Raw genomic sequence first — 25,125 nt, 5'->3', positions numbered from 1 at the left:
ACACATATTTTTCAGGTAGCGGACCCGGCAGAAAAATGTAAACCAGAGTCCCTGCAAACAGCCGTTAAAGCTTATCTCTTTTGTATCCATCTATTATAAAAAATGTACGTTAAGACCCGCTTTTTCAGGTAATGATTAAAGAAGAATTGTAAACAAAAAGCAAAAATCAGTTAGAAGAAAAATAGTAAGATATCAGAAAAAGTGAGAAGAAAAAAAGTTAAATTGGAAAAATAGAACGCAAAAAATTCGAGTGAAAAAAATGGAACATATAAAATATGAATGAAAAAAATAGAGCGCAAAAAATGTGATAAAACTGGAACATGAAAGCTTAAGAAAAAAAAGAAATTGGAAAAAAAGAGAAGATCAGGGTTTCAATCAAACTCAAAATTGCACCTGACACCTTCTGGATCAAAGCAGAGGTTGCAGGACACGCACCTTGCTTTTTTTATTGTGCCTGACCTGAGTTTCGGGATAAAGTCAGGTTCGCTGATAAACGTCCTGCTCATGGAGATCAGATCCGCGCATCCGTTTTCAAGCAGGCATTCCATAACGGAAAGGGAACGGATGCCGCCCACCAGAATTACCGGAACGTTTACGGTGGCTTTAATCATTTTTGAGTAGTTTTTGAAATATGCCTCTTTTGCAGGTGAGTTAATTGCAGTTTTTATGGTCACTCCGCCTGCTTCGCCTATCCCTCCGCTGACCTCTATTGCACAGACCCCGGCCTTTTCAAGAACTTTTGCAATTTCCACACATTCAGGGGCATCGAGGCCCAGTCCTGCCTTTAAGGAACTTGGCAAAAAACCATCCGTTGCATTCATTTTCACAAGAATCGGGAAATCGTTTCCTGCTTCCTCTTTTATCCGCTTTATTATCTCCGTGACTATCCTTGTCCGGTTTTCGACAGAACCTCCCCACATGTCAGTCCGCCGGTTTGTGTAGGGGGAGATGAAATTGCTTAAAAGGAAGCCATGGGCACAGTGGAGCTGGACTCCGTCAAAACCTGCCGCCTTTGCCCTCACAGCCGCCCTGGTAAAAGCCTCTACCATGTCCAGGATTTCCTGTTCGGTCATTTCCCTGGGGACTACTGACGAATGTCCGTTTTTGACTACTGACGGGGCAATCGGAACCGGATAATCGTCCGAAACGTCTGCCTGCCGCCCCCCATGCACTATCTGCAGCACTATCTTGCTTCTGTACCTGTGTACCCTCTCGGTTATCTTCCGGTACGGCTCGATGAAACGGTCATCATAGATGCCCTGCTGCAAATTATCACTCTGCCCGCCGGGGAGGACATAAGAATAACCAGTTATGATCAGCCCGACTTCATTTATTGCAAGCTCTTCATAGAGGTCTCCATGCCTGGAAGTGGGGGTCCCGTCCTTTTCTGCCATAAATTCATGGGTTGCGGACCTCACAAAGCGGTTCTGGAGTTCCAGATTACAGACTGTGATCGGATCAAAAATCATAGGAAAAAATAGGTGAGGGAAAGGTAAATAATTATCCCGGATTCCTGGAAAAAAGGAAGAGAAATTAGTTCAGACACAAAACTTCCCTTAGATGCACAGGAAAAGAAATGAAAGGAGAAAAAAGAAGAGGGAAGGAAAGGAAGGAATTTAAATCAAGCAATCTCAATCATTATTTCAATCGGATATTCCGGATTATCTGTTAGATTAATGTGCAGTTTTTCTGAGGAACAAAGATTAGTAGCATGATCTGCCTGTACTTTCTGTTTAAAAGTAGATCTATCATCCAGAATAATTTCATATTTGTATTGTCCCAGTTCGGCATCTATTTTCGGGGAGGATATCTCGTCTCCGGGATTCATAGTGTAGGTTTCTTTGAATACGGATTTATTATTGAAATCAAAAATCTCGATAGACATCACATGTTCCCTAGAATCGCTATTTATCAGGAAAAACTGCAGAGGGTCGATCCCCAGCTGTTCAATCCTTTTCCTTTCTTTTTCCCAGTCTATCATAAACACAACGTGGACTACTTTCCCATCATATCTTTCATCGGTGCGTGCGATGTTGTATGTAACGTTCCAGGGTTCTCCCGGTTCAACGGACCCGCTCAGATTCTCTCCACTCACGTACAGGTCAGCTCTTCCCTGTTTACTTCCGGCAATGGACCCTGTGTAATAGTAAGCGTTTTCCCCTTTTAGCCTGGACTTTTCCTGAATTTGAATCTCAAAATCTTCTCCCATTACGTTAAGGGTCACATTTCCTTTATCTGCGGCTTTTCTGAGCTTCTCGGTGTCTACAATAACGGTTTCAAAACCGTCCCACTCTTCCGAACCTTCGAGAAAACTGCTGTTATTGACCTCTATTTTTTGAATTATATTCCGGTCATCCGGTACATTCTCGGTGTTAAAACCGGAATATACCGAAAAAGTCACTATCCCCAGCAAAATAAACCCTGCAGTAGCCAGAATTTTAAAGCGCATAATCTTCCCTCAAAAATTAAAAAATTATTTTCTATATCTGGTGGGATCTATATTTACATTGTGCAATTTATATAACGCAATTTGAAAAAAAGAAAAAGCAGACTGTCAGAAATCAGGCTTCTGATCCGGCAGACTGGCGCGCGTCAAGTTCCTCTCCCATCTTTTCATTCTGCACTTTTATAGAAAAGAGGGTCAGGAAGAGCAGGAAATAAGCTATGAAATTGACAAGGAGAGTCAGTTGAAGTGCCGTCCCTTCAAGTCCTCCTCCGCTTCCGCCGGTGTTTCCTCCGAACATAAGGGGATGAGCCGAACGCCAGAGCCGGATTGAAAAAAAACTCAGAGGCACGGACATGAAACCTAAGATCCCGAAGACTGCCGAGAGCCGGGCTCTTTTCTCAGGCTCTTCGAGGGCTTTTCTGAGCATCATGTAGGCGAGGTAAACAAGGAAAAGGACAAGGGAGGTGGTCAGCCTGATGTCCCAGATCCAGTACCACCCCCAGGCATCCTTTGCCCAGATCGAACCCGTTACCAGCACAAGGAATGCAAAAAGGGTTCCCACTTCTGCAGCCGAGCGGGCATAGATATCCCATTTAAGGGCTTTGTCCCGGAGGTAGAGGATACTTGCGGCAAATACGACTGCAAAAGCCAGATAGGATATAATTGCTATTGGCATGTGGAAGAAAAAGATCCTGAAACTTCCACTCAGGACTTCGCCTGCTTCGTCTTTAATCGGAGGCAGGTAGAAAAAAATCATGTATGTCGCAAGAAGCATTACACCGGCAGTTGCAACTGCCAGCACTCCGGTTTTTCTGGAATTTGATGCCATTTTGTTCACGTATCTTGATAGGTTCGAATTAACGAAAGTTCAATAATATGTCTCGGTATCGATTCGATTTACTTCTTTATTACTGATTCTATTTATTTCGTTTTTTATTGATTCGATTTACTTTGTTTGGTTTACTTCGTTTTTCCGTCTTTTCCTGTCCGAAAAATCCGGTTCGGCCCTCAGTCCGAAACTACATATTCGAAGACAAGATGCGAGATTACGAAGAACACAAGGTCGTAAACTGCGAGCAGCCTGATCTCCGGAACCAAATTTCCGATGCTGTTTCCGGCAAGAACTCCGGCAGTTGCTTCCACTGCAGGGATCAGGACCGGTAGGAGGACCGGCAGGAGAAGGACCGGCAGGAGAAGTTCCCTGGTCCGGGTACCGAGGGTAAGGGCAGAAAGCAGGGTCCCGACAGCAATAAACCCAAAAGTCCCGAGGAAAAGAATGAACAGGAGCAGAAGCAGGGTTCCTGTCCCAAGGCTGTAATTGAACAGGATGATAAAGAAGGGCAGGGTTACAGCTTCCATAAGAAATACAATCGCAAGGTTAGAGAGGATTTTTCCGGTATAAATCGCACCCCGGTCCACAGGGCAGAGCATAAGGGCTTCAAGACAGCCGTTTTCGGTTTCCATTACAAAGGTTCTGGAAAGCCCAAGCATTCCGGCAAAGGTGAAAGAAATCCAGAGCACGCCGGGAGCAAGTTTTTCAACCTTTGCGCTATCCCCGAGAAAATCCCCGAAAGAAACGCTGAAGACCACAAGCACCAGAAGCGAGTAAATGAACATCGAGTTAAGCATCTGTTTTGTCCGGAACTCGGCTTTAAGGTCTTTTGCAGCGATATAAAAGCTCCGGATCATTTTTAAACTCCTTTTTCACGTTATCCGTTAATCCTATTTTATTTCAATAAATTCAAGCCTGATTCCAATAAGTTCAAGTCTGATTTCAATAAGTTCCATCCTTACTTAACAAGTTTTATCCTGGTTTCAATAAGTTCTGTCCTTATTTTAATAAGTTTACCCTGCTTCGATAAGTTTTATCCTGATTTCAATACTTACTTTTATGCCTGCATTTTTCAGTTTTTGCGTTTATTTACGGTTGTTTTTTTCCTAATTTTCGGGCTCATGTGAGCATGGAGCCGCATTTTTCTCTGAATTCCTTAAGCCCTGAAAAATTTTCCTTAAGGCCGTCATATACAAACTTTCCTTTATTAAGGATAAGGAGCCTGTCGCAGAGGGCAAAACCTCGCTCAAGGTCATGGGAAACCATTAATTTTGTGCTCCCCTGGAACTCGGGGCTTTTGAGAAGATTTTCGAAAACCAGGGAGGCTCCGGGGTCAAGCCCTGTGTAGGGTTCGTCCAGAAGGAGGAGGGAAGGCCTGTGAAGCAGAGCCCTTGCAATGGAAAGCCTCTGTTTCATGCCTCTTGAAAAGGTGCTTACCCTTTCGTCCGCTTTTGTTACAAGCCCTACCTCACTTAAAAGCTGTGATATCCTCTTTTCGAGTTCCTGACCCTCGATTCCGTACATTTTCCCGAAAAAATGCAGGTTTTCTTTTGCAGTAAGTTCTCCATAGAGGTAGGAATCGTGGGAAAGCATCCCTATTTCTTTGCGGACCTTTTCCGGCTCTTCGTTTACGTTAAACCCGGATACGAAAACGGAACCTCCGGTAGGCTCGAGCAGAGTTGAGATCAACTTCAAAAGAGTGGTCTTTCCAGCCCCGTTAGGGCCAAAAATAACCGCAAACTCGCCTTTTTTAAGGTCAAGGTCAAGGGCTTTCAGGACAGGAGTTTTCCCAAAAACTTTTGATAGTTCCCTTATGGAGACCGCGTTTTCCATCGGAACTACTTTGAGAATCCCTCTAAATTAACCTTTTTATATGGTCTGTGCCGCATGACCTTCAGCTTTGCACCGGATTACGGCTCTTCATTAATTTTTTATTATACGCCCCTATCCACAGAGCTTTTACAAACCTATCCACAGAATTTATCTTCAGTAGTTATTTTTTAAAACTCCTGAAGATATTCTGCAGGAACCCCTTCTTTTCGAAGTACTGCTGGTGATAGTCTTCTGCCATATAGAACTCAGAAACCGGGACAATCTCGGTTACAATGGGATTTTTGAAAACTCCTGCCTTCTCACGTTCTTCTTTTGAGGCAAGAGCAGCAGCTTTTTGCTCCTCGTTGTGGTAAAAAATCACGGAGCGGTATTGTTTCCCTACATCCGGCCCCTGCCTGTCCTTTGTGGTCGGGTCATGGATCTTCCATAAAACATCCAGCAAAGTCTTATATGAAACGACTTTCGGGTCGAAAATAACCCTTACAGCCTCTGCATGCCCTGTATTAAGGGTGCAGACCTGCTCGTAAGTAGGTTTTTCAAAGTGCCCTCCGCTGTAGCCAACCGCAGTTGCAACCACACCTTTGACCTGCCGGAAAGCCTCTTCAATTCCCCAGAAACAGCCTGCTGCAAAGGTTGCCTTTTCAAGGTTTCCTCCGGGATTTTCAAATATATCCGTATTCTCTTCGAGTGCCGCGTTTCTCTGTTCGGCTTTTTTATTCTCTTCCACTATCTTCCCCCCTCGGTCTTCATTGTAAAAGGGTCTGCCTCGTGATCAGGATTCAGGTCTACTTTATGACCTGCATATATCTTATAACAAAGCAGTCCGATTAATAAAGATATGTCGTATTCGGGATAGATCTCGAATTAGATCTTTTTTCTCTGATAGATCGTTTTTCTCCGATCAGGTTCTGCCGTATTTTCCCATAAGTTCCCCTTCACCAATGATGTGCCCTACCATTTCTTTTTCGAGTTCCTTTCTTCCGGCTCCCGCTTTGAGCTCAAGCTGCCTGTCCAGTGCATAAACCCTGAAGAAGTACCTGTGTGTGCCTGAGGAAGGGCATGGCCCACCATAACCGATTTTCCTGAAGTTATTAATTCCCTCAATTCCAGGGATGCTATCCTCCTCTATTTTTGCCATAGGTTCGATATTCCAGACGACCCAGTGAGTAAACGGATTCATGGGAGCATCAGGATCGTCCATGATCAGTACCAGACTTTCAGTCTCCTCCGGAATGTTTTCTAATTCCAGAGGCGGATTTATGTTTACCCCGTCACATGTATATTTCCGGGGGATAGTACTATTAGATTCAAACGCGCTGCTAAAAACCTTTATAATCTGGATGTCCATATTCTCATCCCCTTTACCAGCATCGGAAGTCTCTGACTGTTCATCTGCAGGGGCCTCAACCCGCTCATTTTTAATACATCCCGAACTCAGAAGCACTCCTGCAAACAGGAGCACCAGAAAAACTGCTCCGGCTTTTCTATTCATGTACAGCCCCGGTCCCTGCGCTCAGAGAAACTTACTAACACTATAATATTAAGGCTAAAGAGATATAACTTTAAGGATTTTATTTCAGAGCTCAACTTAAAATACTTTAACTGAAAGCCCATGGCCAAAACCAATTCGAAATTCGGCCTTAAACCTTGACCTCGAAACAGACTCTCAAAAATAACTTGAATTTCCAGAACTTTATCTCCCTAACAGTTTAAGTCCGGCTCCGGGTTCCAGGGCTGCACTCCTGAGATCTCCGCTTCCGGTAACCTGAAAAGTCCAGGTAAAAAATAAACTGCAGCCCAGGATCTCCTTTAAAGCCGTTGACTGTAAGGCGAAAGTTCTGGAAGGCAGACTCTTCAATCTTCTACTTCAAGAGCCTGAATTATATCGTTGACCGTACCTTCTCCTCTACCTACACGCCTTACAAGCGGGTAGATAAAAGAACAGTCATCAATTGCTGCCCAGCGAGCTTCGCCTACGCGTCTTATAACATCGTTCATTATTTTGCCGCATTCGTCACAGTATCTTGCATCGCTCTCTTTTCCGCATATTTCGCAATTCATAGAAAATACCCCAATAACTATGGGGCTGTCGAAAATAAATAAATTTTGGTGATATGTAAGCATAACTGCACAGCCATTGAAAACGGGAGCCAAAATCTATGAACTGAAATCTATTGAACTGACTTATTAACTGTCTACTGAACTGATTTATTGACTGGCTACTGAACTGATTTACTGACTGGCTACTGAACTGAAATCTATTGGAGGTGCGGGAACCTTCTCCTTTAAAGCCGAAAGGTAACGGACAGGTCAGGCAAGGTTGGCAATAATCTCATTTATCTCTTCTATCCCGGAGCTTTTGACCGTGATCTCTTCTTTGCTACTCACCCCCATTCCCAGTTCCACAGCTCTTTTAATCTGCGGCTGAGCCCAGACCGAGTTCATCTGGATCTTGGGAACCGTTCCCAGGGTTTTCAGAAGGGCAAGTCCTGCAACATCGTTTGCAATCACATCCGGGCTTGCCAGGACAATTCCCGGTTCCCTCAGGGTTCCTACATTCGGGCCGTTGGTTACAAAACACTTTGTGGCATCCGATATGTAGAAATCAGGCTTATAAACGAGGTTGGACTCGGCAATCATATGCCCAAAGAGTATATCCATCCCCTGCCCGTGGGGGAGCTGTCTCCTGTCCCGGTCTGAGGTTATGCTGATCTGGGACTTAAGCCCCATAGTAAACGTTGCAGTCCAGTGAGTCTTGATTACCGGAAGAGCAATCGTATAATCTATCGACTTCAGAAACTCAGGCACATCAAGTCCTCGCGGCCAGGAATAAGCCTTCTTGGGCTCCACATGCTCGCGTTTCATGCGGTCAAATGTCAGGATTTCATCAACTCCCTCAGCCTCCGCAGCCTGCCAGAGCCCCAACTTTTTGAGCACCTCTTCCGTATCCAGTGAACTCATTGACTTCTCGGCCACAATTATTTTTCCGGGGTCGTATTTTTTAACTTCCCTGATAGCGCCCCTTAACACCTCCGGGCTTGTCGAACCCGGGGCCGGGTCTGCAGTATTTGCGTTCGGCCGGATCAATACAGTTTCCCCTTCCTTGATCCCAAGCCCGCCTGCCAGCTCCACAGCTGTCCTGACGGATTCAAGGGTATCCTTATTTCTTGAAAATCCAACAAGTACCATATCAAACTCCAAAGAGTAATTGTAACCAGAGGTATAAAAATCAGAAATAAAATAAAAAACGAAGAAGAAAGAAGATATAAAAAAAGAGATCAGAAAGGTTATTTTTTTAGATCGAATTTAATTCTGCCTTTTTTGGTAATGACTTCTCGTTTTGCACTCTTCTATCTCTTTTTTGTAAAACAGCTCTCCTGAATCGAGTAGTTGTACCAGTGTTTTCGAATTGGTCCGCTTGAGCGAAGCTTACTGCTAAAATCCATAAGTTAGTCTGCTTGAGCGCAGCTCACTACTATATCCCAAAATTGGTCCTCTTGAGCGAAGCGAAAAGGGCAGCGTACTGCAGAGTCGCAACTCTGCCGAAACAGACAGCGTACTGTTGCGATTACATCGCAACTCCCAGAAAATCTCCGATTTCCTGTGATCCCGAGGCGCAATTCGGGTGCCGAAGCGAAACTCGGGTTTTACTGGCGTAACTTGCACTCGCACATCTCGATGAGTGCCCCTTCTCCGATCCTTGAACCGCGGGCAATGAGCATATCTCCTGCCTGGACAACGGTGTTGCCTTTTGGGGCATAGACCCAGCGTTCAGCTCTCTTGATTGCCATTACATGTAGCCCGGTTTCGGTTTCGAGTCTCAGTTCCGAGAAGGTCTTGCCAACTATTGGAGAGCATCTCTCGACCTGAAGCCTTGTGATCACTTCTTCGGAGTTCCGCACTGCAAGGGTAATGATCGGGTGGAGTTCGATATCCCTGAGGACAGTATCTGCAATCCCGTATGCCGCATCCGAAATTGCTTCCGAGGCGCTGGCAAGATGCAGGATTCCTCTGAGCACGTTTACGTCTTCAACGTGTTTTGCGGTTTCAAGTACCCAGTGCTGGAGTTCGTACTTCATGGAATCCATTTCGGACTCCAGGGCACTGACTTCGTATGCGATATCTTCGTTATCGAAGAGGATAGCAGAGTACGCAAGCCCTACCGAGAGTTCGGACATGTTTTTCATGTCCACTATTATATCCACGGCATGTTCAAGGTCTTTTAAGACTTTATCGTGCTCTATTTCCCTCGGAATAAATCTCCTTGTCGTTGCCATTTCAAAGAAGAGCGGAACCCCTTCGTCGTGTCCTCTGGCAATCAGAACGTCTCCCTGGCGGATACGGGTTTCCTTATCAGGGTCGTAAATCCAGTCCTCACTTCTGCGGATTGCAATTACCCACATCCCGGTCTCGATATCAAGTTCGAGGTCGCCAAGGGTACGTCCGGTCATTACGGACTCTGCAGCAACGGTCGCCCTGACAATGGTTTCTTCTGCTTCCCTTAGGGCTACTTTCAATTCCATAGGGATTCCCATGTTCATGAGAACAATTTTGGCAATGTCGCCTGCAGCATTTGCTATATTTTCCGAGGATGCAGCAACCTTCAGAACTCCCAGGAGCTCTTCAGCTTCGTCAACCCTGCGGGTGCTTAACATTGCAGCCATCTTCATATGATAGTCGAGGGTATCCATTTTATCTTCAAGGTTAAGCACCTCTTCTGCGATGTCCTCATCATCATAGACCATCGCAGAATACGCCAGGTCTACCATGAGTTCGGAAGTATCCTTCATCTCAGTCAAAAGGTCTATAAGATTCCTTGGACTGTATCTGAATTCTTTAGGGAACATGGTCTCTGTATCAACTCTACCTTATTGTTGGTGTATGAAGTATATACCTCATAGTAATTATTAATTTTCGAATTATTCCGAATTAGACGGCTTAATAAATTAAATAAAAATGTTATGGGTAAAAATGTTACTATTGTCACATCCTATTTAAATAACCTCCAGGAAATGCAGGGCTATGAAGATCCCCATAACTCCCACGAGGTCCCCCAGACTTGCTATAAAAGGTATTACAGTATCGTCGGGATCTATCCCAAAGCGGTGAGAAGCAAAGGCGATGGCAACTGTCGCAGAGTATACAACTATAAGTTCTATAACAACTGCAATAAGGCTGATTTCAAGCAGGGTGAGGAAAGGCATGCCGAAACCCATAAAATGGCTTGCAAGGAAGACCAGCACACTGACAGAAATCGAAGAAACAAAGCCCACGATTGAGGCGGCAATTACGCTGTTGTGTACGACAGGGTTCCTGTAAATTCTGTCTCCGAGCCCCATATGGAAAGCCGAGGAGAGCCTCGCTCCCAGCATGCTGCCGGTGTCCCCGCCTATCTTGATCAGGGCCGGGATAAGGATAAGGATTGCAGGCATGGAAAGCAGGCTATTTTCTCTGGTGTTAAGGACCTGCCCTACAATGATGCCTATTACGCAGGTAATCGAAAGCACGGGAAGCCCGCGCTTGACAATTCCCTGCACGGTGTAATAGCTTGTCTGCTTCCCGGTTTTTCTCAAAGCATCACCACCAGTTTTGCCGAGAGGAAAAGCATGAACATGGAAACGATATCCCCGATAGTTGCAATCGAAGGCGTAACAACATTATCGGGGTCAAAGCCGAACCTGAACATGCCTATGGCAAGCAGGACCGCAACAAAAGAGAGGATTACTCCGGAAGTAAGGGCGGAAATCACACAAATGAGGATAAGCTTAAAGGCCCCCGCACTTTCAAAACCCAGGGCAAGGGTGACAAAGTGCCCCAAAAACCCTAGCAAGATCGCCATAATAAAACCCAGAAGGAGGGACCCTGAAATATTATTTGTCAGCTCAGGGTTGTTCCTGTCGATGTCAGTGATAAGCCCCATGTGGATTGCACTGCCGAGCCTTGAGCCGAGGGTCGAGGAAATGTTTCCGCGCAGTCCGAGAACACCCGGATAAATAACGATCAGGCCGGGAATCATCTCAAGTTCGCTGGTCATTCCTGAAAAAATGATCCCTGCAATGACCCCCCCAACAGTCGCCAGAAGTTCAAAAGGCAGCGCCTCACGTACGATTGACGAAACACTCGCGTATTCGCTGAGGTACCTGTCTATAAACTGGGATTCGAAGATGTCTTCTTCCCTGTGCGACTCTGGGGGCATGCGACTGTATTATACGCTGATAATATTAAAATAATGGGGAACTCTTGAAAATTGAGTTTGTGAAAAAGTTCTATTTCAAGTCTGTAAAAAATAATGGAAAAAAATCAACCTTAGTCATTAAAGGTGACAATTTTCCCGACATTATGAAGAATAAGGTTGGATAAATCCCAATCTTATATTTCACCAAATTTTGAAGTTGTTGTCGTTTTTTCCGTCACTTTGTAATCAATAGAGCAGTTCAGGGATAAATTTCTGAATTTCCAATGAGAAAAAGTTTTGATATGGTAAAATTCGGACTGTTTGGGGGACGTGAAGCCTGCAAACTGTCTAAGGTGGAGTGATTTACAGGCTTGTGGAGGAAAGCAGGGATAGAGAACAACAAGCCTTCGTGCGATCTCCTTGCCACAGGTCTGTGGGGTTTTCACAAATATAATTTAAAATGAATCCCTTTCATGCAATTCTCATTTTTATATAATTGTGTGAATGCGAATGTAGGAATGCTCAAATATATAGTTTCTGACCACGGTCTTTAACAATCAACGTTCGGGGAAAATGGCAGGCTCAAAATGAGTCTGAAGAACGAATAGTTTGATGATATGGCCAGAAAACTTATCAGGAGTTAGATAAATGGAATTTATGGAGTTCAAAAGTATTTCCCGTACCATACGAACTCCATAAAATACGCCCTAAAAGGCAGTGATTATGTTAGCTTTGTCTGTATTTAAGCTTGCCTGATCCTGCCTCCTAAGGGAAAAACAACTTAGGAGAAAGACGAATGATTAAGAACAAAATTACGATAAGCATACTTCTTTTGGCAATGTTGACTGGTATGGCGTTGATACCATCAGCAATGGCTTCCACCGAAGAACAGCAAACCAACCTAACTAAAGATCCTGTTCAGTTAAAAATTGAGGCTTTGGAAGCTGAGATAGGTGAAGAAGGAATGAAGGAAGTTGCAGATTATCTGGAGTTACAGGCTTCTTTGCCAGATGTTGTGAAACGGATGCCATATAGAGGACTTGCTTTTGCTGCTACAAATTCTGAAAGTCAAGCCATTAAAATGGGATATATTGATAACTTCGATGTTTCTGAAAAGGAAAAAGAGAGGTATAAAGCTGGACTGCAAGACATATGGGATAGGTATCCGGATAATATCACAAAGGATGACTATGCTTTCATGAGTGAGTTGGGTCCAATGATCGAGAAAGAGGGTTTTAAAAAATATAAAGGTGAGGATATTGGCGTAAAATGGTATAGCAATAGTCATAAAGATTTTGCTTACTATGCTTGTGACGGGTCTGCTTATGCAAGTTATGCTCGAGATGCAGCTGACGACCCGGATGCTTCTGGCTTTGAGCTTCCGGGATATCGGTACTATAATCATTACTGGGATGCTTACTGGCATGTAGGAGGCGCACCAGGGTGTTGTGATGCTTATGCAGGTGGTGCGCAAATCTGGGCTGATAATGGACGTATGGCGGACGCACATCACGACTTTGGAATTTCCAGTCACTATTTATCGGATGCTGGCAATCCGTTCCATTCAGCTGGAGCAGTTGATCAGGCTGGGAATTTCTTGGCTAATCTGTTCACCAGTAATAACCATGATTTGTATGAGCAATACATCTCTGATAATTGGATTTCAGGGGTTAATTTCCGTAGCTATGTCAGTAGTAATACTCAATCTATTACTGTGACTGATCCAGAACAGGCAGTTAAAGATAACGCTGATTATAGTGCTCAGTACTATGACTTTATTTGGGATAAGGTGAATAATTATCCTAATACTTTTAGTTCATATTTCTACGTACAGTACTATACTCTCCTATGTGTCCAAAAAACAGCAAAGTATAACCATGGTTTGTATGATTATATCATGTAAAGATTGACATCATCTGAAATAGAATTTATATTTAAGAAGATGCCTTCAAAGGCATCTCTTTCTTTACTACTATTTTTCCCTATCATGGACAAGAAACAAGTTATTACCGTGGTTCAGTAAGTTGTCAAATTTATGTTTGATTTAGATCCTCCCCAGAAGTGGATCAGGTGATGAAATATGAGGCCTCGTTACAAAATAATTGTACTATTACTGATCATTTCTGCCGTGTTGCTATCTGTCTGGTGGCAAGAGCAGAAGGAGAGGATATATGAAAGGAATCACATGAGTAGTTATAATTACTGTGTCGAGTTGACTACGGATTCGACTCTGAGCAATGTTACTCTTTACCTTCCGCTCCCGGTGATAAACAACACATCATCCGTAGGCGCAGATATCGTAGAGAATCATTTCAATGACTATGATCGTTCGTGGAAATATGCTCTTGTGGATACGGAGCACGGACTAATGCTTTCTATAAATAATGAGAAAATAGAGCCAAAATACGCTACCAGAAGTAGAGATTCAAAGCAGATTCTGCATCCAAGTATTTTTTGTATGGCCTTATTCACTAACCAGACCATAGATACAATGAACCCGCTGGGCAATGAAATGGTTCTTATGCCCAAATACAATCTCACGCAGAATGTCACCAGAAGGCCTTATCCACCGGCATCTGAGATATTTGATTATGAAAGCAAGATGTATGCCCACTATGATACCTCCTCGAATGCAAACGTCAGCATTTCCATTTACCTGCACGGAAGTAATGGATGGTGGATCGGAGGATGGCTGTATAACAGTTATTGGGAAGATATAAATATTATGTTGTCCGGACCTCAGGATGGATGGACAACAGTAAATGGTCAACTTTTTACAGGAGAAGGAACGTACTATTAATATGATGCGTCTCCTGTTTTAAGAGGCTTCTTCCTTATTTATTACCTGTTATGCCCTAATCAATCCTAACATTTTACTTGCAGAATGTGACATCTAAGAAAAAGGTCAAATTAACCCTGGTTTGAAAAATAGGGTTTTTTAAAGTTCTTTATGTGTGAATATTCTGTCTTCCTGCAGGTCGAATATCAAAATACCAGTTAATTTGGCTTTTCCGGTTCTTTTATTGGGTCTGTTTCCAAGCTATGAACCCTAAAAATCATCTAAAGTACCTTACCTATGTACCTTATTATTTGAGATTGTGTGCATATGTTAGTTCCAGAAAAGATGTCTTTTGGAAAGTTGGGTTGTCAATCCTATAAAAACGGATTTTGAGGGATTAAACTCCACAACTTCTGGAGTGGTTGATATGAGCAAAATCAATAAGGAAATCGTGATTTTTATCATTTTTCTAACTCTTTTAACGTTTTGGGGGTTATCTGTAAAAACACCGGTAGAGGATACGAAAACACCATATCCTGAATCAAAAGTAGGTGGTATGACTATTCAATTTAAAGATGGAATTTCTGAGTCCGAAGTAAAAGCCATTCTTCAACACTATAACATGACTCGGAACTATAGACTAACATATGACACTAATTATTCCGATATGGATTACTACATAATGGCAGACAAAGATAACTGGAGTGACATCAGAAGCGAACTTGTAACAGAGATGAAAGAGAATAATAAAAAAAATTGGACTCTATCCATACCTGCTCAAGTTATGAAAAAAGAAGATTATTACGTTCTTCCGGTCTCTGAACAAGCAGTAAAGGATGAAAAATTTCTTGCAATACTGGACAAATATGATATTAAGGTGAAAAAATTTATCTGGTGTAAGATTCGTTTTCTTTATAGTGATGGTCCCCGTACTTATTGGATTCCGGAAGAGGATGCAATAAAAATAAAAAATGAAATGGAACAAAATGAAAATATTTTTTCGGTCCAGCTTAGTTACCTTTTTCCCTAATTTGACAGAATTGTAACTTAATGTCACCTATTTGATTTTTTTCCATAATATATTATAATATTAACATAATATGTAACTCTTGAAAATTAGATCTGTATAAAATCTTTCTATTTCAAGTCTGTACAAAATAATAGAAATAAACTCAACCTTAGTTATTTAAGGTGGCAATTTACCTGATATTACGAAGAATAAGGTCGGATAAATCCCAATCTTATATTTCACCAAATTTTGAAGTTGTTGTCGTTTTTGCCACTACATCAAAAAAAATAATGCAGTCGGGGGAAAAAATTTCTGAATCGACAAAGAGAAAAAGTTTTGATGTCGCGAAGTCTGGAATGTTTTTGAGCCAGTCCTGTGAACTGTATAAAGTAGAGTTATTTACAGGCTCATAGGATGGAAGAAAGAATGACCCCATTCATGCTATTCTCGTTATTATATAATTGCTTGAATACGAATGGAGGGATGCTCAGATATATAATTTCTGACCACGGTCTTTAACAATCAACGTTCAGGGAAAAATTGCAGACTCAATATGAGTATAAAAGGTAGATTGTTAGATGGTATGGTCAGAAAACTTATAAGGAGTTAGATAAGAGGAATTTATGGAGTTTGGAAGTACTTTCCAGGTAGCCCCAGCTCCATAAAATATGCCATAAGAGGCATTGATTATGTTAGCTTTGTCTGTATTTAAGCTTGCCTGATCCTGCCTCCTAAGGGAAAAACAACTTAAAGCAACTTAGGAGTTAGACGAATGATTAAGAACAAAATGGGAATATTTCTTTTGGTGATGTTGATTGGTATGGTGTTGGTACCGTCAGCAAGTGCACAGGAAGAATTAACAGCAAGTGAAGAGCCTTCTGAATGGGAACAAGGTCTAGTAGATGCTCTCAACTCTAATACAAAAAGCTTGTCAACAGATGATTTAATTTTGAATTATTGCGAAGCAAATGAAGACAAAATTTCAATACTGAAGAAGAATACTGCTTCAGAAAAAAGTAATTTAAGAACATATGAACTAAAAGATGGATCAGATATAACTTTCACCAATGAAAATTTCTTTTTCGTTACTAACATGACGGAAGAACCAAATAATAAAACAATAACTCAAAGTACTACTGTAGCAACAAGTTCTGTTAATCTTGATTATACTGATACGATAACAGCATCACAGAGTTTCTATAATATTATGGGAGGGAGACTGTTTACTATCTATGCAAAAGGATATTATGGGTATAGTATATCTCCTGCTATTGTAGAAGCTCATTATATAGATGCATGGTACACATTAGGTACTCCAACTATATTTCAGGTGAGTAACTGGCAGGAAGGGGCGAGTGATAATACTGTCACTCATATATCTGAAATTTATGGCAGTGGACATTTCCATTGGGGATTTGAAATCGCTGGTGCTGGTTTAGTTCTCTATGATAAGAATATCAAAGTTTACTCAACGTGTGATCAATTTGGAAATGTCCATCGCACCTATGAAATGACATAATGAAATAACTTAAAAATATAGATCTACGATGTAAAATATTGGATTGTGAAATAGTTGTTGAGAATTTTAAGCACAAAGTCCTCAATAACTATTTCCAAATATTGAAGGGCAGCTTTTATTCAAAGGTTCTGGAACTTCTACTATAAGGACAACTAAAATTTCTGCTGACACTAAAATGAAAGAAATTGTAAACAAGGAAATTAATTCAGTCAAACCAAGAATTTATCAGTAGGGATGGAATTTATAATGAAAAAATCAAGTTATGGAATATTATTTATCGCTTGCTTCGCTTTTTTTTTAGTTTTTAATTCGTTCTTTGTGATTGTACCTGCTGATTTATCAACTATTATAAGTGTAATTGTTGGAACTTTTATCGAATCTCTCATCGTGTACTCAATCATAATCATGATTATATATATCGTAAATCATTACAGGTCGGCTTAGATTCTCTACATTTGTATGAGCAATCCATCTATAATAAGTGGAATTCAGGGGCTAATTTTGGTAGCTATGTCAGTAGCAATACTCAGTCTATTACTGTGATGATCCAGAACAAGCAGTTAAAGATAACGCTGATTAGAGTGTTCAGTACTATGACTATTTGGAATAGGTGAATAACCATCCTGACACGTTTGGTTCATATTACTTTGCACAGTACTATACTCTCCTGTGTGTCAAAAAAACTGCAAAGTATAACCATGGGTTGTATGATTATATTATGCATAATCTGAAATGGGATTTATATTTAAGAAGATGCCTTCAAAGGCGTCTCTTTCTTCATACTATTTTTCCCTATCATGGACAAGAAATAAGTTATTACCGTGGTTCAGTAAGTTGTCAAATTTATGTTTAATTTGGATCCTTTCTCAAGAGTTGAATCCGGTGGCGAAATATGAGGACTCGTTACAAAATAATTGTACTATTACTAATTATTTCTGCCGTGTTGCTGTCTATCTGGTGGCAAGACCAGAAGCAGAGGATGTATGATAGGAGTCTCAGGAGTAGTTATGATTACGATGTGGTATTAACTGCAGATTCTACTTTGAACAACGTGACTCTTTACATACCATTTCCAGTTATAAACGACACATCATCCGTGGGCATGGATATCATAGAGCATCACTTCAATAACCATGATCCTTCATGGGAATACTCTATAGTGGACACGGAACACGGACTCATGCTTTCTATGAAAAATGAGAAGGCAAGAAGTATAGATCTTAGTACTATGGTATTATCTGACCAATCCATAGACACAATGAACCCGCTGAGCAATGAAATGATTCTTATGCCCAAATATAATCTCACGCAAAATGTCAACGCCAGCGGAGCGTATTCACGGACTTCTGAGCAATTTGATTATGACAGCAAGGTGTATGCCTATTATGATACCTCCTCGAATGCAAACGTCAGCATTTCCATCTACCTGAACGGACGTAATGAATGGTGGATCGGAGGATGGCAATATAATAGCTATTGGGAAACTATGGAAGTTATGTTGTCCGGGTCTCAGGATGGATGGACAACAGTAAGTGGTCAGCTTGTTACAGGAGAAGGAACGTACGATATATAATATGAAACGTCGCCTGTTTTAACAGGCGGCTTCCTGATCCATTACCTGTTATACCCTAATTTGGCTCATAGTACCAAAATCGATCGTGATTTCAAAGGGCTGGCGCAGGCATCCTATCTGTCAGATGGACTGTCAAAACCCTACTTTTTTACAGCCCCGTAGAGCCTCTCATCCCTCCCATCCTATCTAATAAGACATCCCGATCGTCCAGCTGTAGACTCACTGCTCATTGCTCGGTGTTGTATCCGGGCAGGCTGGATGCTAACGCAAGTTGCAATCGGTTAGATTACCTTTAGCTCAAATTTATAAGAAAAAGTTTAAAGTTGAAAACACGTATTGACTATAAATATTTTCAAATTGAGAAATAAAGGACGAGATAACTCATGAGATATTCAGATTCTCTTTCCATCCTCTTAACTTTACTCCTGCTTTTTTTGACTTCAAATCTCGCAGCGGCGTCATTTAGTTCAGAAGCTGCCGAGATCCCTTACCAGATAAATGTCTCTGACCGCATAATAATTGGTACTGTTAGTGGATTCCAAGAGTACTATGACCACACAATATTTACAATTACAGTTGAGGAATGGCTTTACAACCCTCTGTCTGCAAAAACTATAAACGTGAGAACCGAAAGCGGTACGAATGTAGGGACTTCAATTGATGCCCAGTTCGTCCAGAATGAATCGGTGCTCTTGATGCTGAATGATGTAAATTTAGATCAACAGCTTTTCCGTGTTGCTATCGGCGGACCAGGAAAGCACCCTGTTTCAGACAGGGATGCGGTAATCAAAGAGCTGAAAGCTCAGAGTAAATGGCATGAAGAGAATCAAACTGCGGATAAAACAAACGATACCAAGGTAACAGAAAATGCGGGAACAGTGGGTGAGCAGGAAGAAAAATCCAACATTACTCAGGAATCAAAAAGTACTCCTTTTATAAGTCCTGTATTGATGCTTGCGGCAGTATTAGGTGCAGTAACATATGCAAGAAAGAAGTAGAGATTTTTCTTCGAGTATCCTTTAAGGCTCTTTGAGCTTCTCATCCTTCTATCCCGGTACAATCCTACTTGTCTTCCTGATCGTCCCGTCGTAGGCTCATGGCTCACTGCTCGTATTGTATCCGGGTAGGACAGGGCTTCGCATGCTACGCAATAATATTGCAATCGGCTTGGTCTATAATAGCAGGATTTTATGCAGATCAAATTTTAAAGAAAATGTTTAAAAGTAGCGAAGGTGTATTGACTATAAATATTTTCAAATTGAGAAATAAAGGACGAGATGACTCATGAGACAACTGAATTCGCTTCTTATCCTCTTCACTTTGACCCTGTTTCTTCTATCTCCAAGTATCGCGACAGCACTGTTGGCAAGTGAAACTGCCGAAATACCATACCAGATAAACCATTCCGATCGCATAGTGATTGGCAAAGTCAGCGAGATTGATACACATTACGGCTACACGATTCATACGATTACAGTTAAAGAATGGCTTTACAATCCCTTTCCTGTAAAAACCATAAAAGTAAGAACTGAAATTGGTACAAATGCCTGGACTGAGGACGAAGCCGAGTTTATCCTGAACGAATCAGTGCTCCTGATGTTAAAAGACGAAAATCTCGGTGAACAACTTTTCAGAGTAGCTACTCACTTTCCGGGAAAACATCCTGTTTCAGACAAGGATGCGGTAATCGAGGAGCTGAAGGCTCAGGGTAAATGGCAAGAAGAGAATCAAACTGTAAACGAGATAAACAATAGTGGAGTTGCAGAAAATGTAGGAACAGTGAGCGAGCAGGAAGAAGATCAAAATAAGGCAAACAATACCATGATGATGGAAAATACAGCAACAGCAGGTGAGCAGGAAGAAAAATCCAACACTACTCAGGAATCAAAAAGTGCTCCTTTTATAAGTCCTGTATTGATGCTTGCAGCAGTGTTAGGTGCAGTAATTTATGCAAGAAAGAAGTAGAGGTTTTTCTTCGAGTATCCTTGAAGGCTCTCCAAAGCCCCCGCCTTATTTCCAAAGCCAATCGCAGCCAGACATCCCAATCTCTCGCCATGTGCCTGTAACTCACTGCTCAGTCTTGCATCCGGGCAGGGCTTTGCGGCTCCTGTCCTGTCTCCGGGCAGAAAGGCTTTGCAGCTGGAGCGGGATCGGTACGACCTGTCCGGAAGCAGGATGCTAACGCAGGCAGCCCGATCACAGAAATAGAAAACAGGTTGAGGCTTCCGAACCTGGGAAAAGATGCAAGCCCAGATCCTGACACAATGGTGATGCTCGAATAAGGTAATCAGGATGGGGTGAGCCAATCCCCATCCTGAAATGGCTATACCTCCGGGTGGAAGATGTCTTTTGTCCGAAGAAATATCTATTCTCATGATATTTATTTGTTCTGTTTCATAGCATTTTATGCTATTTTTTCTTTATTACTTCATCACATTTGCTACTTTTAATAAATATTTGTATAATTAGATATATGACCCTGCCGACAAGATCCGACTAGATAGACATCCACATCCTGTGTAGCTCCGAATAGGTCACATTTTTCAGGAATGAAATGATCGTCGAGACCGTGCCAGACCAGCAATGTGAGGCCATATACGAGCGCGTATGCGGATGGAGGCCAGTGCACAGATGGGCAGATCTGGGCTACACCGGATCAGGTGGAGACCTGTGCGGGTACTGTAGGGACTGATGTGCAGCAGCAGCCAAAAAACGAAATCAATTCCAAGTACTTTTGAGCTATCGACTTCATCCTTGCATCATCGGATGTTATCACAAATGATTAAAATGTAATCAAAAGATACTATCAGATGTTTGACAACATCTTTTGAATTCATTTAATCGAATTTAATAACCTTGATGCCAAAACATTTAATTGCAATAATTGTAATAAAAACTATAAAAGGTGGGTTTTACACTTTGGTTATAGGAGTTACAATGATAAACGTGCTGCCCGGATATGAAAAAGCAGCATACAGGGAATTGAAGAATATAGAGGGAATCAAGGACGTCTACCATGTTTTCGGAGAGTATGACTTTGTCGTAATCATAGACGTTGAAGACCTTAGCATCCTCAATGCCGTGGTAGACAGGATAAGGGAAAGTGAAACCGTAACCGCGACCCTGACGATTATCGGGGCAGAACTCTGATCCTTCAGGCGCCTGGAAGCCCGCAACTCCGGCAGGAAAGAGCCGGAAGAATCGTTATCTTTTTTAGCAGGCGCTAATATTTATTACCTTACACTTTTATTAAGAAAGAATTCCTGCTTAGACAGAGAAGCTTGCTTTTAAGCTGTATTCCTGTAAGCATCAGATTAATTTTTCAGCCCTCTGAGGTAAAAGTCCATGGAAATCCCCATTGCAGAAGAACTCGCCAAAAAGCAAAAATCAATAAGTGTAGCCGAATTTTTTGAGAAGAACAGGCAGATCCTGGGTTTTGATTCCGCGCCCAGAAGCCTTATAACAACCGTAAAAGAAGCTGTGGATAACTCTCTGGATGCCTGTGAGGAAGCCGGGATCCTGCCGGATATCCTTGTTCAGGTCGAGAGGACAGGACAGGACTATGTAACCGTTATCATTGAAGACAACGGGCCGGGAATCGTAAGAGAACAGATCCCCAAAGTCTTTGCAAAGCTGCTCTACGGTTCAAGGTTCCACGCCCTCAAGCAGAGCAGGGGGCAGCAAGGAATAGGCATTTCGGCGGCCGTGCTCTATGCCCAGATGACTGCAGGCAGGCACACAAAAATCCTCTCAAAAACCAGCTCAACGGCTCCTGCTCACTATTATGAGCTTATGATCAATACCAGTACCAATGAGCCCGATATCCTGATAGATGAGGTCAGGGACTGGTTCCGTCCTCACGGGACCCAGATCGAGCTGGAGATGAAGGCCGCCTACGTAAAAGGGAGAAGGCAGTCTATTTATGAATACCTTAAAGCCACTGCAATTGTAAATCCCCATGCAAGGATAACCCTTATCGATCCTGACGGCAACGAGGAGGTCTTTGAAAGGGCTACGGATAAAATTCCTGACCCCGCAGAGGAAATCCTGCCCCACCCAGAAGGGATCGAACTGGGCACTCTTATGAAAATGCTTCACTACACGGAGCGCCAGAAGCTTGCCCCCTTCCTTCGCTACTCTTTTTGTAAGATCGGGCTGCTTACTGCCGAGGAAATCTGCAAGGCTGCGGGGCTTGATACCGAAATAGACCCTCATGCCCTGGGCCGCCATGAAGCAAGAAAACTGATCGAAGCTTTCCAGAAGGTAAAGATCATGTCCCCGCCTACGGACTGCCTTTCCCCTATAGGAGAGGAGTTGATCTATCGGGGGCTTGAGAAAGAGACAAACGTGGACTTCATTGCCACAAGCACGCGGAAACCGGCCGTATATTCCGGGAACCCCTTTGTAGTGGAAGTAGGGCTTGCATACGGGGGTAATCTCCCGAAGGAAGAAAAGATCAGCATCATGCGTTTTGCAAACCGTGTGCCTCTGCTTTACCAGCAGGGAGGCTGTGTGACCACCCATGCCGTAGAAGATATCAAGTGGAAGCAGTATGGCTTAAACCAGCCCGGGGGAGGGATTCCCGTAGGGCCTGTTCTTCTTCTGATCCATGTAGCCTCCATTAACGTGCCCTTTACCTCCGAATCAAAGGATGCTATTGCCGATATCCCCGTAATTAAAGAAGAAGTGGACCTTGCAGTCAAAGAAGTTGCAAGAAAACTCAAGCATTACCTGAGCAAGCAGAGCAACCTGAAGAAACGCAGGGAAAAAGAGATTATCATTACGAAGGTGCTTCCTAAAATGGCCGTAAAGGTTGCAAATATTCTGGAAAAGGATGTCCCTGACATAAACCCTGTTGTTGCAAAGATCATGGGGAACCTGCTTGTGCACCGGAAAATCAAAAACAACGGAGACGGGACTGCGGATGTGGCAATAAAGGTCAAGAATTTCGGAACCTCGGCGTATTCTTTCAGGGTGCACGAAATGCTCCCCTGCAAAATCGACGGGGCAAAACCGGAGCCAAAGGTTGTGACCATGGGCAACGATTACGATTATATCTGGGAGGTTTCGGCGTCTGCAGGTTCTTCAAAGGTGCTCAGCTACAAAATAGAGTCCGCAACCGAAGAAGAACTCCGAAAGCTTCCTCAACTGATTGTAGAGGGGATTGAAGAAGAGCTGGTTACCGGGGCAAAGGCCTTCAGAGGTGTTTGAAATGGCAGGAGGAGCAAATAGCAAAACAAGACAGGGGGATGCCCTAGCAAAGGAAAGACTGCTTGGGCTTGCAGAAAAGATCTACAACCAGTTTGAAGAAGAGGTTATCCCGAGTGTCAGCCTCCCCAGCCGGACCAAGGCAAACATCGAGTATTCCGATGAGAGCGATGTCTGGGTTTATGGAGACAGGGAAAGTGAGAGGAGTGCAAAGACCGTAAAAGGGGCATTCCAGCTCCTGAAGACTACCTATGCCACGGATTTCCTCATAAACGAACACCTTGCCCATAACCGCGGTTCAACGCTTCGAGAACTTTATTATATCTCCGAAGGTTGGGACTATGCCAAATTCAAAGAGCAGGCTGAAAGCGACCGCCTGATCGAAGACCTGGAACTCCTGACCAGCCTCCAGAGGGAGTATTTCCATATGCGCCCTGAAGAAGACGGGGCTACGATGTTCGGGCCGATTGAGATCTCGGAACTGACTAAACGGGGAGAACGGAATATCCACTGCCAGAAGGATGTGGGAGAAGGTGGGTACCAGATCCCCTTCAATGTGGAAAATATTGAGTTTAAGAATCATGATGCAAGCATGATCATAGCCATAGAGACCGGTGGTATGTATGCCCGTTTAATGGAAAACGGGTTTGATGAGGCTTATAATGCTATTCTTGTCCACCTGAAGGGCCAGCCTGCACGGTCAACCCGCAGGATAATCAAGCGCATGAACGAGGAACTGGGAATCCCCGTAGCAGTCTTTACTGACGGCGACCCCTGGTCTTACAGGATCTACGCCTCGGTTGCCTACGGAGCCATAAAAAGTGCACACCTTTCGGAATTCATGGCAACTCCCGGCGCCAGGTTCCTGGGGCTCCAGCCCTCGGATATCGTGGAGTACGAACTCTCAACCGATAAGCTCACCGAGCAGGACGTAAGTGCGCTTCGGAGCGAACTTTCCGACCCCCGCTTTGAGTCCGAATACTGGAAAGAGCAAATCCAGCTCCAGCTCGATATCGGCAAGAAGGCCGAACAGCAGGCTTTCGCAGGAAAAGGTCTGGACTTCGTGACCGAGGTCTATCTTCCGAACCGGCTGAAAGAACTGGGTATGGTCTGAGGGGAATCGGGTGAACAAAGCAGTACCGGGAATTGAATAATACCTGAGGATACCTGAGCCCGAATAACAGAGAACCTGTACTAAGGCTGTTAATTGCTTGAAAGGCTGCTGGTAGTGGACAGGAGCGGAATTTTGAAAACCATGCCTGAAATTCACGCCAGCAGAAATACAGCACAGGCAGGCGGCTCAAAATTTAGTTTGTTTTGTCCATACTTTGCGCCGGCTGGAACCTGCGGTTTTTCAGAATTCAAAGTGTAATCTGAACGACGCCCGTGTTTGAGGCTCGAAGTTTTAACCTCTTTCCGGTTGGAAGTCCGAGGTTTGCAGAATGATGTAGGATGAAAATGTATGCTTTCCAGTTATGTGTTATTTCAGTTATATGTGCATTCCGATAGCTGTCTTTACCGGATCATAGTCCGTTTTAGTGCCCGATAATTTCAGGAACGAAAAACTACGTTCCAGATATGCTTTTCGAAACTTCTAAAATGCCGCGAGTCACGTTCTGATCGCCTTGAGGTAAGCAAATTTTTCTCTGTGAGACAGCAAATATTTATTTAAACCAATAACATCTTAAAAAATTGGTCTGAAAAGGGCATTTTAGGGTACAAAATTATGCTAAAAATCGCCTTTTTCGAGA

The 25,125-nt window shown here is 43.0% G+C and carries 25 protein-coding genes; 11 read left to right on the top strand and 14 right to left on the bottom strand.

Annotated features, from left to right (window positions below; genetic code table 11):
- Positions 1–371: 371 nt before the first annotated feature.
- The 12 genes from ACSAZL_RS13640 to ACSAZL_RS13585 all read right to left on the bottom strand — a co-directional run bounded on the left by ACSAZL_RS13640 (position 372) and on the right by ACSAZL_RS13585 (position 11,307).
- Positions 372–1,469 carry an NADH:flavin oxidoreductase gene (locus ACSAZL_RS13640; RefSeq protein ID WP_440945187.1) on the bottom strand — a complete coding sequence of 366 codons (1,098 nt, stop codon included), beginning with the start codon at positions 1,467–1,469 and terminating at the stop codon, positions 372–374.
- A 152-nt stretch (positions 1,470–1,621) separates the two neighbouring features.
- On the bottom strand, positions 1,622–2,449 hold the full coding sequence (locus tag ACSAZL_RS13635) for a hypothetical protein (RefSeq protein WP_440945186.1): 828 nt from the start codon (positions 2,447–2,449) through the stop codon (positions 1,622–1,624).
- Between the two features lie 112 nt (positions 2,450–2,561).
- Positions 2,562–3,275, bottom strand: coding sequence for a cytochrome c biogenesis protein (locus tag ACSAZL_RS13630; protein ID WP_440945185.1), 714 nt, complete (start codon positions 3,273–3,275; stop codon positions 2,562–2,564).
- Positions 3,276–3,454: 179 nt separating this feature from the next.
- Complete coding sequence (locus tag ACSAZL_RS13625; RefSeq protein ID WP_440945184.1) at positions 3,455–4,135, bottom strand: heme exporter protein CcmB; 681 nt, start codon at positions 4,133–4,135, stop codon at positions 3,455–3,457.
- A 262-nt stretch (positions 4,136–4,397) separates the two neighbouring features.
- Positions 4,398–5,111 (bottom strand): ABC transporter ATP-binding protein, encoded by a 714-nt coding sequence (locus ACSAZL_RS13620; RefSeq protein WP_440945183.1) that lies wholly within the window; start codon positions 5,109–5,111, stop codon positions 4,398–4,400.
- Between the two features lie 160 nt (positions 5,112–5,271).
- The gene (msrA, locus tag ACSAZL_RS13615; RefSeq protein WP_440945182.1) at positions 5,272–5,838 is read right to left on the bottom strand and encodes a peptide-methionine (S)-S-oxide reductase MsrA; all 567 of its coding nucleotides are present in this window, start codon (positions 5,836–5,838) and stop codon (positions 5,272–5,274) included.
- Between the two features lie 174 nt (positions 5,839–6,012).
- Positions 6,013–6,603, bottom strand: coding sequence for a YbhB/YbcL family Raf kinase inhibitor-like protein (locus tag ACSAZL_RS13610; protein WP_440945181.1), 591 nt, complete (start codon positions 6,601–6,603; stop codon positions 6,013–6,015).
- A gap of 362 nt (positions 6,604–6,965) precedes the next feature.
- Positions 6,966–7,172 carry a hypothetical protein gene (locus ACSAZL_RS13605; RefSeq protein ID WP_440945180.1) on the bottom strand — a complete coding sequence of 69 codons (207 nt, stop codon included), beginning with the start codon at positions 7,170–7,172 and terminating at the stop codon, positions 6,966–6,968.
- Between the two features lie 249 nt (positions 7,173–7,421).
- Positions 7,422–8,300 (bottom strand): DUF362 domain-containing protein, encoded by an 879-nt coding sequence (locus ACSAZL_RS13600; RefSeq protein WP_440945179.1) that lies wholly within the window; start codon positions 8,298–8,300, stop codon positions 7,422–7,424.
- 458 nt (positions 8,301–8,758) lie between these two features.
- Positions 8,759–9,958 carry a potassium channel family protein gene (locus ACSAZL_RS13595; protein WP_440945178.1) on the bottom strand — a complete coding sequence of 400 codons (1,200 nt, stop codon included), beginning with the start codon at positions 9,956–9,958 and terminating at the stop codon, positions 8,759–8,761.
- 147 nt (positions 9,959–10,105) lie between these two features.
- The gene (locus tag ACSAZL_RS13590; protein ID WP_440945177.1) at positions 10,106–10,684 is read right to left on the bottom strand and encodes a magnesium transporter; all 579 of its coding nucleotides are present in this window, start codon (positions 10,682–10,684) and stop codon (positions 10,106–10,108) included.
- Positions 10,681–11,307 carry a magnesium transporter gene (locus tag ACSAZL_RS13585; protein WP_011021452.1) on the bottom strand — a complete coding sequence of 209 codons (627 nt, stop codon included), beginning with the start codon at positions 11,305–11,307 and terminating at the stop codon, positions 10,681–10,683. The genes ACSAZL_RS13590 and ACSAZL_RS13585 overlap by 4 nt, the downstream gene beginning before the upstream one ends.
- A 775-nt stretch (positions 11,308–12,082) precedes the next feature.
- Between ACSAZL_RS13585 and ACSAZL_RS13580 the strand changes: the two genes are divergently transcribed.
- The 4 genes from ACSAZL_RS13580 to ACSAZL_RS13565 all read left to right on the top strand — a co-directional run bounded on the left by ACSAZL_RS13580 (position 12,083) and on the right by ACSAZL_RS13565 (position 16,593).
- A complete protein-coding gene (locus ACSAZL_RS13580; RefSeq protein WP_440945176.1) occupies positions 12,083–13,189 on the top strand; it encodes a hypothetical protein in 1,107 nt (368 codons plus the stop codon).
- A 282-nt stretch (positions 13,190–13,471) separates the two neighbouring features.
- Positions 13,472–14,086 carry a hypothetical protein gene (locus ACSAZL_RS13575; protein ID WP_440945175.1) on the top strand — a complete coding sequence of 205 codons (615 nt, stop codon included), beginning with the start codon at positions 13,472–13,474 and terminating at the stop codon, positions 14,084–14,086.
- 406 nt (positions 14,087–14,492) lie between these two features.
- Positions 14,493–15,095 carry a UPF0228 family protein gene (locus tag ACSAZL_RS13570; RefSeq protein WP_440948852.1) on the top strand — a complete coding sequence of 201 codons (603 nt, stop codon included), beginning with the start codon at positions 14,493–14,495 and terminating at the stop codon, positions 15,093–15,095.
- A 751-nt stretch (positions 15,096–15,846) separates the two neighbouring features.
- Positions 15,847–16,593, top strand: coding sequence for a hypothetical protein (locus tag ACSAZL_RS13565; RefSeq protein ID WP_440945174.1), 747 nt, complete (start codon positions 15,847–15,849; stop codon positions 16,591–16,593).
- 260 nt (positions 16,594–16,853) lie between these two features.
- Here the strand turns inward: ACSAZL_RS13565 and ACSAZL_RS13560 are convergent, their stop codons facing one another.
- On the bottom strand, positions 16,854–16,979 hold the full coding sequence (locus tag ACSAZL_RS13560; RefSeq protein ID WP_264357970.1) for a hypothetical protein: 126 nt from the start codon (positions 16,977–16,979) through the stop codon (positions 16,854–16,856).
- Between the two features lie 716 nt (positions 16,980–17,695).
- Here ACSAZL_RS13560 and ACSAZL_RS13555 point away from each other — a divergent pair.
- The 3 genes from ACSAZL_RS13555 to ACSAZL_RS13545 all read left to right on the top strand — a co-directional run bounded on the left by ACSAZL_RS13555 (position 17,696) and on the right by ACSAZL_RS13545 (position 20,131).
- Positions 17,696–18,166: a hypothetical protein gene (locus ACSAZL_RS13555; RefSeq protein WP_440945173.1), complete on the top strand. Its 471-nt coding sequence runs from the start codon at positions 17,696–17,698 to the stop codon at positions 18,164–18,166.
- 383 nt (positions 18,167–18,549) lie between these two features.
- A complete protein-coding gene (locus ACSAZL_RS13550; protein ID WP_440945172.1) occupies positions 18,550–19,164 on the top strand; it encodes a hypothetical protein in 615 nt (204 codons plus the stop codon).
- A 364-nt stretch (positions 19,165–19,528) separates the two neighbouring features.
- On the top strand, positions 19,529–20,131 hold the full coding sequence (locus ACSAZL_RS13545; RefSeq protein ID WP_440945171.1) for a hypothetical protein: 603 nt from the start codon (positions 19,529–19,531) through the stop codon (positions 20,129–20,131).
- Here ACSAZL_RS13545 and ACSAZL_RS13540 read toward each other — a convergent pair.
- Positions 20,113–20,541: a hypothetical protein gene (locus ACSAZL_RS13540; protein ID WP_440945170.1), complete on the bottom strand. Its 429-nt coding sequence runs from the start codon at positions 20,539–20,541 to the stop codon at positions 20,113–20,115. The genes ACSAZL_RS13545 and ACSAZL_RS13540 overlap by 19 nt on opposite strands.
- 210 nt (positions 20,542–20,751) lie before the next feature.
- Between ACSAZL_RS13540 and ACSAZL_RS13535 the strand changes: the two genes are divergently transcribed.
- The 4 genes from ACSAZL_RS13535 to ACSAZL_RS13520 all read left to right on the top strand — a co-directional run bounded on the left by ACSAZL_RS13535 (position 20,752) and on the right by ACSAZL_RS13520 (position 24,488).
- Positions 20,752–20,904 carry a hypothetical protein gene (locus tag ACSAZL_RS13535; RefSeq protein WP_440945169.1) on the top strand — a complete coding sequence of 51 codons (153 nt, stop codon included), beginning with the start codon at positions 20,752–20,754 and terminating at the stop codon, positions 20,902–20,904.
- Between the two features lie 199 nt (positions 20,905–21,103).
- Positions 21,104–21,316 carry an Lrp/AsnC ligand binding domain-containing protein gene (locus ACSAZL_RS13530; RefSeq protein ID WP_440948851.1) on the top strand — a complete coding sequence of 71 codons (213 nt, stop codon included), beginning with the start codon at positions 21,104–21,106 and terminating at the stop codon, positions 21,314–21,316.
- A 195-nt stretch (positions 21,317–21,511) separates the two neighbouring features.
- Positions 21,512–23,377: a DNA topoisomerase VI subunit B gene (locus tag ACSAZL_RS13525; protein WP_440945168.1), complete on the top strand. Its 1,866-nt coding sequence runs from the start codon at positions 21,512–21,514 to the stop codon at positions 23,375–23,377.
- A 1-nt stretch (position 23,378) separates the two neighbouring features.
- Complete coding sequence (locus ACSAZL_RS13520; RefSeq protein ID WP_440945167.1) at positions 23,379–24,488, top strand: DNA topoisomerase IV subunit A; 1,110 nt, start codon at positions 23,379–23,381, stop codon at positions 24,486–24,488.
- The last annotated feature ends 637 nt before the right edge of the window (positions 24,489–25,125 follow it).

It is taken from the genome of Methanosarcina mangrovi, from assembly GCF_052057765.1.
Taxonomy (GTDB): domain Archaea; phylum Halobacteriota; class Methanosarcinia; order Methanosarcinales; family Methanosarcinaceae; genus Methanosarcina.
The sequence above is the reverse complement of the archived record's forward strand: the minus strand, read 5'-3'. Positions and strand labels throughout refer to the sequence as shown.